This is a genomic window from Falsiroseomonas stagni DSM 19981 (genome assembly GCF_900114315.1).
GTDB classification, from domain to species: domain Bacteria; phylum Pseudomonadota; class Alphaproteobacteria; order Acetobacterales; family Acetobacteraceae; genus Falsiroseomonas; species Falsiroseomonas stagni.
In genome coordinates, this window is the sequence record NZ_FOSQ01000001.1 from 616,467 (window position 1) to 628,239 (window position 11,773).

At 69.7% G+C, this 11,773-nt stretch carries 13 protein-coding genes; all 13 read left to right on the plus strand.

The genetic code is table 11. The features are described from left to right. The first annotated feature begins 4 nt into the window (after positions 1-4). Positions 5-1,336 (plus strand): amidase, encoded by a 1,332-nt coding sequence (locus BM041_RS02900; RefSeq protein ID WP_175533685.1) that lies wholly within the window; start codon positions 5-7, stop codon positions 1,334-1,336. Further along, on the plus strand, positions 1,333-1,488 hold the full coding sequence (locus BM041_RS30395) for a hypothetical protein (protein ID WP_175533686.1): 156 nt from the start codon (positions 1,333-1,335) through the stop codon (positions 1,486-1,488). Before BM041_RS02900 ends, BM041_RS30395 begins: the two co-directional genes overlap by 4 nt. Continuing rightward, a complete protein-coding gene (locus BM041_RS02905; RefSeq protein ID WP_092955206.1) occupies positions 1,481-3,037 on the plus strand; it encodes an ABC transporter substrate-binding protein in 1,557 nt (518 codons plus the stop codon). Before BM041_RS30395 ends, BM041_RS02905 begins: the two co-directional genes overlap by 8 nt. Continuing rightward, the gene (locus BM041_RS02910; RefSeq protein ID WP_092955209.1) at positions 3,037-3,978 is read left to right on the plus strand and encodes an ABC transporter permease; all 942 of its coding nucleotides are present in this window, start codon (positions 3,037-3,039) and stop codon (positions 3,976-3,978) included. Before BM041_RS02905 ends, BM041_RS02910 begins: the two co-directional genes overlap by 1 nt. Beyond that, positions 3,975-4,874: an ABC transporter permease gene (locus BM041_RS02915; RefSeq protein WP_092955212.1), complete on the plus strand. Its 900-nt coding sequence runs from the start codon at positions 3,975-3,977 to the stop codon at positions 4,872-4,874. Before BM041_RS02910 ends, BM041_RS02915 begins: the two co-directional genes overlap by 4 nt. Then, entirely contained in the window at positions 4,871-5,854 is a 984-nt protein-coding gene (locus tag BM041_RS02920; protein ID WP_245761903.1) for an ABC transporter ATP-binding protein, read from the plus strand. The genes BM041_RS02915 and BM041_RS02920 overlap by 4 nt, the downstream gene beginning before the upstream one ends. Then, positions 5,851-6,882 (plus strand): ABC transporter ATP-binding protein, encoded by a 1,032-nt coding sequence (locus tag BM041_RS02925; RefSeq protein ID WP_092955215.1) that lies wholly within the window; start codon positions 5,851-5,853, stop codon positions 6,880-6,882. The genes BM041_RS02920 and BM041_RS02925 overlap by 4 nt, the downstream gene beginning before the upstream one ends. 12 nt (positions 6,883-6,894) lie before the next feature. Beyond that, on the plus strand, positions 6,895-7,536 hold the full coding sequence (locus BM041_RS02930) for an N-carbamoylsarcosine amidohydrolase (RefSeq protein WP_092955217.1): 642 nt from the start codon (positions 6,895-6,897) through the stop codon (positions 7,534-7,536). A 16-nt stretch (positions 7,537-7,552) separates the two neighbouring features. Beyond that, on the plus strand, positions 7,553-8,359 hold the full coding sequence (locus tag BM041_RS02935; protein ID WP_092955220.1) for a DinB family protein: 807 nt from the start codon (positions 7,553-7,555) through the stop codon (positions 8,357-8,359). A 17-nt stretch (positions 8,360-8,376) separates the two neighbouring features. Further along, positions 8,377-8,520 carry a hypothetical protein gene (locus BM041_RS30400; RefSeq protein WP_175533687.1) on the plus strand — a complete coding sequence of 48 codons (144 nt, stop codon included), beginning with the start codon at positions 8,377-8,379 and terminating at the stop codon, positions 8,518-8,520. A 97-nt stretch (positions 8,521-8,617) separates the two neighbouring features. Further along, entirely contained in the window at positions 8,618-9,958 is a 1,341-nt protein-coding gene (locus BM041_RS02940) for an ABC transporter substrate-binding protein (protein ID WP_175533688.1), read from the plus strand. Position 9,959: 1 nt separating this feature from the next. Then, complete coding sequence (locus BM041_RS02945) at positions 9,960-10,853, plus strand: carbohydrate ABC transporter permease (RefSeq protein ID WP_217648594.1); 894 nt, start codon at positions 9,960-9,962, stop codon at positions 10,851-10,853. Continuing rightward, the gene (locus BM041_RS02950; protein WP_092955226.1) at positions 10,853-11,773 is read left to right on the plus strand and encodes a carbohydrate ABC transporter permease; all 921 of its coding nucleotides are present in this window, start codon (positions 10,853-10,855) and stop codon (positions 11,771-11,773) included. The genes BM041_RS02945 and BM041_RS02950 overlap by 1 nt, the downstream gene beginning before the upstream one ends.

Sequence of the window (11,773 nt, forward strand, 5' to 3'; positions counted from 1 at the left end):
TTGCATGCAATCTGGCATCGCCAGCCTGGCCGATGCGCTGGCGGCGCTGGAGGCTGGCCGCATCACCCCGGACGCCCTGCTTGAGCGGTGCCTGGACGCCATCGGCCGGCGCAACGGCGCGTTGCACGCCGTGCTTCATCTGGATGAGGCCGCCGCCCGCCAGGCCTCCGCCGCGCCGCGCCGCGGGGCGCTCGGCGGCATTCCCTGGGGGATCAAGGACACCTTCGACGTCGCGGGCCTGCCCGCCACGGCCAATTCGCGCCTGCGCGCCGGGCGCATCGCGCCTGCCGATGCGGCGCTCGTCAGCAGGCTGCGGGAGGCGGGTGCGGTGCTGATCGGCAAGCTCGCCACCTGGGAGTATGGCACTGGCACCGGCGCGGAGCATTTCGACCTGCCTGCCCCGCCCGCGCGTAATCCTTGGGACACCACGCGCTTCACCGGCGGTTCCTCCACCGGCGCCGGTGTCGCGGTCGCGACGGGCATGGCGCTTTTCGCGATCGGCTCCGACACCACCGGCTCCGTCCGCCTGCCGGCGGCCGCCACGGGATGCTGCGGCGTGGTGATGACGCCGGGGCGCCTGCCGCTGGATGGCGCGCTGCCCAACACCTTCTCGATGGACCGCCCCGGACCGATCGCCTGGACCGCGGAGGATGTGGCGATCGTGATGGACGCGATCTGCGGCACCAGGCTGCGCGCGGCCGGCGGCGCCGGTGTGGCGGGCCTGCGCATCGGCGTGCTGCGCGACCCCGGTCCCGGTTTCCCCGCGCCCGATGGCGAACTGGCCTCGGCGCTGGAGGATGGCCTGGCGGTGCTGTCGCGCCTCGGCGCGCGGATCCGCGATGCCGCGCTGCCCTGGCCGGCGGCCATGTGTCTGGATGCCGCACGGCTGATCGGTGCGGCGGAGTCGGCTGCGATCCATGAGCGGGAATTGCGGGAGAACCCGGACGTGATGGGTGCCGCGCTCCGCGACAAGCTGCTGGCCGGCAGCGGCGTGCGCGCGGTGGACTACCTCGCCGCGCAGCGCTTCCGCCGCGCCTTCACGGAGGCCATCGACGCTGTCTGGGATGAGCACGACGTGATCCTCAGCCTCGGCGCCCTCCACCTGCCGCCGCGCCTCGGCGTGGAGCCGGAAAGCACCGCCTATACCAGCGAGACGATGCTGACGCCGGCGAGCCTCGCCGGCCTGCCGGCCCTGGTGCAGTGCAACGGCTTCTCGGCCGGCGGGCTGCCGCTGCACTGGCATGCGATGGCGCGTGCGGGGAACGAGACCGCGCTGTTCCGCCTCGCCATGGCCTATGAGGCCGCGACCCCCTGGCGCGAGCGGCGGCCCGCATGATCCCCGATCACCACGCCGCGCGCGCGGCCGAGTTGGCGCGCGCGATGGCCGCGGCCGGCGCACGCCTGCCGCGCGACTGGCCCAAGGAACTCCGGCCGGCCGACCCGGCCGCCGAGCCAACGCGGAACAAGGGAGAATTCAGGGATGGTTGAGATGCGGATGCCGCCCGGCTTCGGCCGGCGCGGATTGCTGGCGGGCGGGGCGGGCCTCGCGCTCGGTGGCGCCTTCGGGATGCCGGTCATGGCGCAGGGCGGGCGCACGCTGCGCGTGCGGTTCGGCTCCGACATCTCGCAGCTGGATCCGGCACGGATCTTCCAGAACGAGAACCAGTCCATCGCCAGCCACATCTACAGCGGCCTGGTGCAGTACGATCAGGCGACGAACGCCATCGTGCCGGATATCGCCACAGGCTACGAGGTCTCGGCCGACGGCACGACCTGGACCTTCCGCCTGCGCCCCAACGTCACCTGGCACAAGGGCTACGGCCCCTTCACCTCCGACGACGTCAAGTTCTCCTTCGAACGCGTGCTCGATCCCGCGACGGGCAGCCTCTATCGCGGCCAGCTGGCCGGGCTGCGGGAGATCCAGACGCCCGACCCGCTGACCGTGCGCTTCGTGCTGGAGGCGGCGAATTCCGGCTTCCTGCACAAGCTTTGCGCCTTCAACCAGGGCTGGCTCGTCTCCCGCCGCGCGGTGACGGAGATCGGCGAGCGCTACAGCATGAACCCGATCGGCACCGGGCCCTTCGTGTTCGAGCGCTGGACGACCGGCAACGAGGTGCGGCTGTCGGCGAACGCCGACTATTTCGGCGGCGCCTCCACCCTGAACGAGGTCGTCTTCCGCATCGTGCGCGACGAGACGGCGGCGGCCATCGCGCTCGAGAACCGCGAGCTCGACATCTTCTATGCGCTGCAGACGCCCGAGGTGATCGAGCGCCTGCGCCGTGTCCAGGGCGTGTCCGTGCTCGACCGGCCGGCCAACAACACGGTGAACCTGGTGCTGAACACCACCGCCGGGCCGCTGCGTGACATCCGCGTGCGCCGCGCCATGGCGCATGCCATGAACCGCCGCGCGCTGATCGATGGCTTCTTCCGTGGCACGAAGTTCGAGGCGACGAGCGTGCTGACCTCGACCTTCCAGGAGTTCAGCGAGGAGGGCGTGCCGCGCTACGCCTTCGACCCCGACCGCGCCCGTGCCCTGCTGCGGGAGGCGAATGTCTCCAACTTCCGGTTCGAGATCACGACGGTCGGCCTCAACCCCTTCGATCGTTTCCCCGTCGCCCTGGCCAATGATCTGCAGCAGGTCGGCATCCAGGCGACGGTGCGCGTGCTGGAACGCGGCGCCTATGTGCAGGCGCGCAGCAGCGGCAACGTGCAATCCTGCATCACCGCGGTCGTCGGCCCGCCCGACCCCGACAGCCCGCTGGTCACGCTGTACCACACGCGCAGCCATCCGCCGGGGCTCAACACGTCCCGCTACGACCGCGCGGACGACCTGCTGGCGGAAGCCGCGCGCGCGCCGGATGTCGCGGCGCGCCGCGGCGTCTACAACCGCCTGCTGCGGCAGACCATGGACGACCTGCCGGTGATCCCGCTCTACGCGGACCGGCTGTTCATCGCGCATGGCCCGACGGTGGCGGGCTTCGTGCAGAACAGCCTGTTCACGGTGAACGTGGCGCCGGTTTCGCTGCGCACTTCCTGATGCTGTTCCATGTCGCCCGTTGCGTCGGCCAATTGGCCGTCGCGCTGGTCGGGATCGTCACCGTGGCCTTCTTCCTGATGCGGGCCATTCCGGGCGATCCCGCCCTATACATGCTGGGCGACTTCGCGACGGTCGAGGCGCTCGCGACGCTGCGCGCGCGCCTCGGCCTCGACCTGCCTGTCTGGCAGCAATACTTCGTCTTCCTGTTCCGCGCGGTGCAGGGGGACCTGGGCACCTCCGTCGTCACGGGGCAGCCGGCGCTGACGGAGATATGGGCGGCGGTGCCGCCCTCCGCCGCGCTGGCGGTGTCGGGGATGCTGGTCGCCGTCGTGATCGGCGTGCCGCTCGGTGTCGTCGCCGCGGTGCGGCAGGGCAGCGCGGTGGATGTGGCCGTGATGCTGGTGGCGCTGGGCGGCATCTCCTTCCCGGTCTTCTGGGTTGGGCTGGTGGCCATCCTGACCTTCTCGCATGCGCTCGGGCTGTTTCCGGCCTTGGGCGCATCCAGCGATGCGGGCTTCTGGACGGCGCTGCATCACATGGTGCTGCCCGCCATGGTGCTCGGCCTGTCGGTCTCGGCCTATATCGCGCGGCTGACGCGGTCGGCGATGCTCGAGGTGCTGGGCGTGGACCATATCCGTGTCGCGCGCGCCATGGGCGTGCCGGAACGGCGCATCGTCTGGAAGCTGGCGTTCCGCAACGCGCTGATCCCGGTGCTGGCCGTGATCGGGGTGACCTTCGCCTGGTCGCTCGGCAACGCGATCCTGGTGGAGGCGGTGTTCAGCCGCCCGGGCCTCGGCTCCACCATCCTCAAGGCCATCCTGGCGCGCGACTACCAGTTGGTGCAGGCGGGCGTGCTGGTGCTGGCGGCGGCGGTGGTGCTGCTCAACACAGCGCTGGACCTTCTCTATGGCGCGATCGACCCGAGGCTCCGCCGCTCATGAGCGCGACCGCTGAACAGATCGATGCGGATGCGGAGGCCGCCGCGCGCCGCCGCGCGACCTTCCGCCGCTATACCCGGCATCCCGGCTTCATGATCGGCGCGATCGGGATCGCGCTGCTCGTGCTGGTGGCGCTGCTGGCCCCCTGGATCGCGCCGCATTCGCCGACGCGCACCGACCTGATGAATAATCTGGCGCCGCCATCGGCCACCTTCTGGCTCGGCACCGACCAGTTCGGGCGTTGCGTGGCGTCGCGCCTCATCCATGGCGCGCAGGTCTCGTTGCAGGTCGGCTTCTTCGTGGTGCTGATCTCGCTGAGCCTCGGCACGGTGATCGGCGCGGTCGCGGGCTATGCCGGCGGCTGGGTGGAGCGCGCGCTGGTCGCGGTGATCGACATCCTGCTGGCGTTCCCCTCCTTCCTGCTGGCGCTCGCGCTGGTCGCGGCGCGGGGCAATACGCTCGATTCCATCATCCTCGCCGTCGCCATCGCCTATACGCCGCGCATCGCCGCGGTGATGCGCTCCGTCGTGCTGACCATCCGGCCGCGCCCTTTCATCGAGGCGTCGCGCGCCATCGGCCTGACGCCGTGGAAGATCGTGCTGCGGCATGTCATCCCGAATGCGCTGCCGCCGGTGATCGTGGTCGCGACCGTCAGCGCCGCGACGGCGATCCTGGCGGAGGCTGGCCTGTCCTTCCTCGGCCTCGGCGTGCAGCCGCCGACGCCGACCTGGGGCAATGTGATCGCGGAGGGCCAGACCTCCATCACCTCCAACCCGCTCATCTCGCTCTCGGCCGGGCTCTGCATCGCCTATACGGTGGTGGTGCTGAACCTGCTCGGCGACGGGCTGCGCGATACGCTGGATCCGCAGATGCGGCGCAACACGGGGAAGCTGCTGTGACAGCCGCCTTCGAACTGCGCGGCCTGACCGCCGCCGTCCCCGGGGAGAAGGGGGCCGTGCGGCTGGTGGAGGATGTCTCGCTCTCCGTCCGTGCCGGAGAGACGCTGGCCGTGGTGGGGGAGAGCGGGTCGGGCAAGACCGTCACCTTCACCTCCGCACTCGGCCTGCTGCCGAAGCCGGGCCGCGTCATTGCCGGCCAGGCGCTTCTGGAAGGCGAGGATCTGCTGGCGCTGCCGCCGGAGCAGCTCCGCCGGCGCCGCGGCGCGCGCATCGGCATGGTCTTCCAGGACCCGCTGACCGGCCTCAATCCTGTCTTCACCGTGGGCGAGCAGATCGCCGAGGTGCTGCGCGCGCATCTGCCGATCTCGCGCCGCGAGGCGCGCGACCGGGCGGCCGCGCTGCTGGGCCGCGTGCAGATCCCGGATGCCGCGCGCCGCGTGGACGACTATCCGCACCAGTTCTCCGGCGGCATGCGCCAGCGCGTCCTGATCGCGATGGCCATCGCGCTTGGCCCGCGTGTGCTGATCGCTGACGAGCCGACCACCGCGCTCGACGTGACGGTGCAGGCGCAGGTGCTCGACCTGCTCGGTGATCTCCGCGCGTCGGAGGGGATGGGGATGGTGCTGATCACGCACGACCTCGGCGTGGTCGCGCGCCAGGCTGACCGGGTCGCGGTGATGTATGCCGGCCGGGTGGTCGAGACCGGGACTGTCGAGGAGGTGTTCCGCGCGCCGCGCCACCCCTACACCATTTCCCTGTTCCGCAGCATTCCGGAGATCGACGCGCCCGCGGGCACGATGCTGGCCCCCATCGCGGGCAGCCCGCCGGATCCGGCACGCCGCCCGCCGGGCTGCGCCTTCGCGCCGCGCTGCTTTGCCGTCTCCGACGCCCATGGCTGCCGCAGCGTGCGGCCCGACCTCATCGGTGCAGGCCACTTCGCCGCCTGTCATCGCCAGGGCGCGATCGAGGTCGCGGCATGAGCCCGCTGCTGGAGGTCGAGGAACTGCGCCGCAGCTTCAGCGGTGGCCGCACGCTGTTCGGCCCGCGGAAGCCCGATGTCCGGGCGGTGGACGGCGTCTCCTTCACGCTGGGACGTGGCGAGACGCTCGGCCTGGTGGGGGAGACCGGCAGCGGCAAGAGCACGCTCGGCCGTCTCGTACTGCGCCTGATCGAGCCGAGCGCGGGGCGTGTCCGCTTCGAGGGGGAGGACGTGACCGCGGCCTCCTCCTCCGGCCTGCGCGCCATGCGGCCGCGCATGCAGATGGTGTTCCAGGACCCGTACGGCTCGCTCGATCCGCGCATGACGGCCGCTGAGATCATCGCCGAGCCGATGACCGCGCATGGCGTGCGGCGGGCCGAGGCTATGCGGCGCGCCGCGGACATGCTGGGCCGCGTCGGCCTTTCCCCCGCGATGGCGGCGCGCTACCCGAACGAGTTCTCGGGCGGGCAGCGCCAGCGCATCGGTATCGCGCGCGCCATCGCGCTCGACCCGGCGCTGGTGGTGCTGGACGAACCGGTCAGCGCGCTGGATGTCTCGGTGCAGGCACAGATCCTGAACCTGCTGGCGGATATCCAGGCGCGGTCCGGCGTCTCGTTCCTGTTCATCGCGCACGACCTCGCGGTGGTACGGCATGTCAGTGATCGCGTCGCCGTCATGTATCTCGGCCGCGTGGTGGAGATGGCGCCGCGCGACGCGCTGTATGGCGCGCCTCGGCATCCCTACACCGTCTCGCTGCTCTCTGCCGTGCCGCGCCCGGACCCCGCGAAGGAACGCGCGAAGGCGCGGATCCGTCCGATCGGCGAGATCGGCAGCGCCGCCGCGTTGCCCTCCGGCTGCCGGTTCCATCCGCGTTGCCCGCGCGCGCGCCTGGTCGCCGCGCGCGGCGTCGATGCGGTGCAGGCAGCCGGCACGCGGCTGCCGCGCGCCTGTGTCGAGCAGGATCCGCAGCTGTCGCCTGCCGGCGGCGGCGCCCATCTCGCCGCCTGCCATTTCCCCGACGAGGCCTGAGGAGAATCCGCCATGAGCGTCACGCGCGAACAGAATTATGTCGGCGTCTTCGATGGCAAGGTGGGCTTCGGCACCAGGCCGGCGGTGATCGTCATCGACTTCACCCTGGCCTACACCACGCCCGGATCGCCCTTCTTCGCCGAGGGCGTGGTGCGCGCGGTGGCCGATACCGTCCCGCTGCTGGCGGCGGCGCGGGCTGCCGGCGTGCCGGTGATCCACACCCGCGTCGAGTACCACCCCTCCGGTGCCGATGGCGGCTGGTTCGTGCGCAAGGTGCCCGCGCTCCGCAAGATGGTCGCAGGCGAGCCCCTCGCGCAGATCGACCCGAAGGTGGCGCCGCTGCCGGAGGAGGTCGTGCTGGTGAAGCAGTATCCGAGCCCCTTCTTCGGCACGCCGCTCGCGCCCATGCTCGCCGCGATGGGCATCGATACGCTGATCCTCGCGGGCTGTTCCACCAGCGGCTGCGTGCGCGCGGGTGCGCTGGATGGCGTGCAGCACGGCTACCGCGTGATCGTGCCGCGTGAATGCGTGGGCGACCGGCATGACGGGCCGCACGACGCCAACCTGTTCGACATCAACGCCAAGTATGGCGATGTGGTGGCCCTCGACGAGGTGATCACCCATCTGGGCGGCCTCGCGACGAAGGCCGCGTAAGGGAAGGAAACGAGTGATGGAAACGACCACGGCTGACGACGCGATCCGCGTCTACTGGATGACCGGATGTTCGTCCTGCCTCCGGACCAAGGAGTTCCTGCAGAAGCACGGCGTGCCCTTCCTGTCGCGCAACGTGCTGGTGGATGAGGACGCCTATGCCGAGCTCGAGCGCTTCGGGCTGAAGCAGGTGCCCATCGTCACCCGTGGCGATACCTGGGCGAACGGCCAGGTGCTGCGCGACGTGGCCCAACTCTGTGGCATCGCCTACGGCCCGCCGCGCATGCTGCCCGTGGAGGAGATGCGCCGCCGCCTGGACGCGGTACTGGCCGGGGCCGCGCGGTTCATCGCGCAGATGCCGGACGAGGCGCTGGCGCGGGACCTGCCGAACCGGCCACGTACCTTCGGCCAGCTCAGCTGGCATATCGCCAACATCGCCGACGCATTCCTCGAGCATGAGGATGGCATCCCGCTCACCTTCGACAGCTACATGCGTATCCCGACCGAGGAGCAGGGCAGCCGGGCCGCACTCGTCGCCTATGCCGGGACGATGCGTGTGCGCATGTCCGACTGGTTCGACGGGCCGGGCCGCGACTGCGACTGGGCGCGGCGCGCAGACGTCTATTACGGCGAGCAGACGATGCATGAGTTCCTTGAACGCACCGTCTGGCATGCCGGCCAGCATGTGCGGCAGCTGATGTGGGTCCTGGAGGGCCTCGGCATGGCACCGGACAGCCCCCTCGGGCGCGAGACCTTCGAAGGCCTGCCGATGCCGGAGAAGGTCTGGGACGAGGCCGACCCGGCCAAGGTGCGGCGCGCGTCCTGACAGGCGCAGGCTGCCTGATGCCGCGCGCGATCGAGCGGATCGGGCGCGGCTTCGTGCTGGTGGCGGACGATCCGCAAGACGCCGTATTTTGTGGCGCGGTAGTACTCGGCCTGGATGATGCGGCTTCCCGTCCCCATGCCTGTTTCCGCAAGGCTGATTGACGGAAGTCCCCTCCTACGCGCAAGGTTGTGAAGGCGCAGCCTGGGCATGTCTGTGGCTTGCGCGAATCGTGAAGAGCCGCAAACCGAAGGCCGACCCATGCAGCCCATCGCATCCCCGCTGACCCGCCGCCGACTTCTTGCCGGCGCTGCTGGCGCCCCTGCATTGCTGGCCGGGCTGTCGGGCGGCGACGCCGCCGCCCAGTCCGGCGGCACGGTGAACTTCATCGGCTGGTCCGCCGCGGTGGACCAGGTGCGCGCCCAGATCTCGGCCTTCGAGCGGGCGACCAATGTCCGGGTGAACTACGAGAACTTTCCCTGGGCGCAGTTCCGCACCGCGCTGGTCACGCGCCTCGTCGGGAATGCGCCGATCGACGTGTCCTGGATCTCCGACGCCTGGCTGCCGGAATTCGTCGAGGCCGGGTGGCTGGCGGACATCAACGACATCCCGCAGCTCATGCGCTACAACGCGGATGCGGCGGATTACTGCACGCAGTCGATGGTCTATCGCGGCAAGCAATACGGCCTTGCCTATTACGGCGACCACATGAGCTTCATGTACAATACGGAGCTGCTTGAGCGCGCCGGCATCACCACCCTTCCGACGACGTGGGAGGAGGTCGTGCAGCAATCGCTGCGCATCAAGCAGCAGGGGATCGTGGAGTTCCCGCTGCTGCTGTCGCTGGCCGCCGATACCTGGCTGATCGAATTCGTCTCGGCGCTGACCTATGCCTTCGGCGGACGCATGGTCGACGATGCCGGGAATGCGGTGATGGCCGATGCGAACCGCGGCGCGGTCCGCGCCGCCCGCTTCATCCGGGAGGCGATCGCGACCCATCGAATCCTGTCGCCCGGCGCGGTGGAGACGGGGGAGATCAACGGCCTGCGCGCGATGGGCAGCGGGCAGCATGCCTTCGCCATCGTGCCGACCTACCGCATCCGTGCGCTGAATGATCCGTCGCAGGCATCGGCCGCTGGCAAGATCCGCATCGCGCTGATGCCGAAGGGCGGGCCGGATGGTACGAACAACACGCTGGGCTGGATCCGCTTCTACGGCATGACGCCGGCCGCCAAGGCGGACCGCGCAAGGCGGGAGCGGGCCGTGCGCTTCATGGAATTCTTCGGCGGTCGCGATACCGGCGGCAACTATTCCATGCAGAAGCTGCTGCTGACCGATGTCGGCCTGCCGAGCTGCGCCCTGCCGGTGAACCAGGATGCCGATGTGACGGCGTTCTGGAACCGCTGGGCCGGTGGCGGCGCGGTGATCGCGCAGCAGGCGATGCTGGCGAAGAAGAAGGACACCATCGCGCCCTGGTTCGGCGAATGGGTCGAGACGTCGAACCAGGCCTGGCAGGCCGTCTGCCTTGGCCGTGCGGAGCCGGAGGCGGCGATGCGCACCGCCGCGGCGAAGTGGACGGAACTCCGTCGCGCCTTCCGCTGACGTGCTGGCCCGACTGAACCGGAAGTTCGGCTACGACGAACGCAGCGCAGCCATCCTGGTCTTCCCGGTGGTGGCGGTGCTGCTGGTCGTGGCGGCCTACCCGATCCTGTATTCCTTCTGGGTCAGCCTGCACGACATCGTCCTGACGCGCCCCTTGCGCCGTCCCTTCGTGGGCGGCGACAACTACCTGCGCATCTTCGGCGATGAGCGCTTCTGGTTGGCCGTCTCACGCACCACGGTCTACACGGTGGTGACGGTGGTGGTGACCACGGTTCTCGCCGTGCTGGTTGCGCTGCTGCTGAACGAGACCTTCCCCGGCCAACGCATCCTGTCGGCGGTTCTGCTGGTGCCCTGGGCGACACCGTCGGTCGTGAACGGGCTGATGTGGAAGTGGATCTACGATCCGACCTATGGGCTGCTCAACGCGCTGCTCCTGAAGGTCGGCCTCATCGAGCGGTATCGCGCCTGGCTCGGCGATCCCGACCTGACGCTGATGCTGATCGCCAATGCCGCCGTGTGGAAGCAGATGCCGCTGGCAGCCCTGCTGCTGATCGTCACCATGAAGGCCATTCCGGACGACCTCTACCGCGCCGCCAAGGTGGATGGTGCCAATGTCCTCCAGCGCTTCGTGCATGTGACGCTGCCGGCGCTGCGACCGGGGCTGATGCTGGTCCTGGTGTATGAGACGATGATCAGCATCCGCCATTTCGACCTGTTCCTGATCATGACCCAGGGCGGGCCGGGCGATGCCAGCTTCACCCTGTCCTGGCTCATCTACGTCGAGACCTTCCGGTCGCTGCGCTTCGGAACGGGTGCCGCGATGAGCTACGTGCTGGCGATGGCGACCTTCCTGCTGTCCTGGGCCGTGATCCGCTGGCTGGGGAAGCGCATCTGATGGCCGGCCGTCCTCTCGCACCCCGCATCGGCCGCGCTGTGCTGCTGGCGTTCTTCTCGGCGCTGTTCGTGCTGTATGTCGCGGGGCCGGTGGCGTGGCTGGTCTCATCATCGTTGCAGACCGAGGCGCAGATCACGGCCATCCCGCCGAACTGGCTGCCGCCGGAGGTCAATTTCGGCAATTTCGACGCCATCCTGAACGCTGCCGAACGGCAGGTGACCTATGAGACGAGGCGCCAGGGCGACCCGGCCACCGGCGGGTTCCTCCCCTCCGGCGCGGCGAACCTGATCCCGTCGCTCTGGAACAGCCTGACGGTCGGGCTGTGGGTCGCGGCGCTCAACCTGCTGTTGTCGGTCACCGCGGCCTACGCGATCGCGGTGATCGATTTCCGCGGGCGGCGCGCGACGCTCTACACCGTGCTGGCCACGCGCGTGGTGCCGGATATCGCGCTGATCGTGCCGCTCTTCCTGGTGATCCGGAACCTCGGGCTGATCAACACGCTGGGCGCGCTGGTCGTCACCTACCTCGCCATCACGGTGCCCTTCACGATCTTCATCCTGATTTCCTATTTCGAGGGCATTCCGCGCGACCTGTATCGCGCCGCGCGGATCGATGGCTGCGGCCATTGGGGGGCGCTGCGGCATGTCTACCTGCCGCTGTCGCTGCCCGCGCTGGTGGCATCGCTGACCTTCGCCTTCCTCACCTCCTGGAACGAATTCGTCTTCGCGCTGGTGCTGACACAGAATGTCGCGGCGCAGACGCTGCCGATCGTCATCTCCGGCTTCGTGATGGATTTCACCACCAGCTTCTCCTTCGTCAATGCGGCGGGTGTCATCGCGATCATCCCGCCGGTGCTGATGGCGGTGCTGTTCCAGCGCTACATCGTCTCCGGCCTCACCGCCGGCGCGGTGAAGGGATAA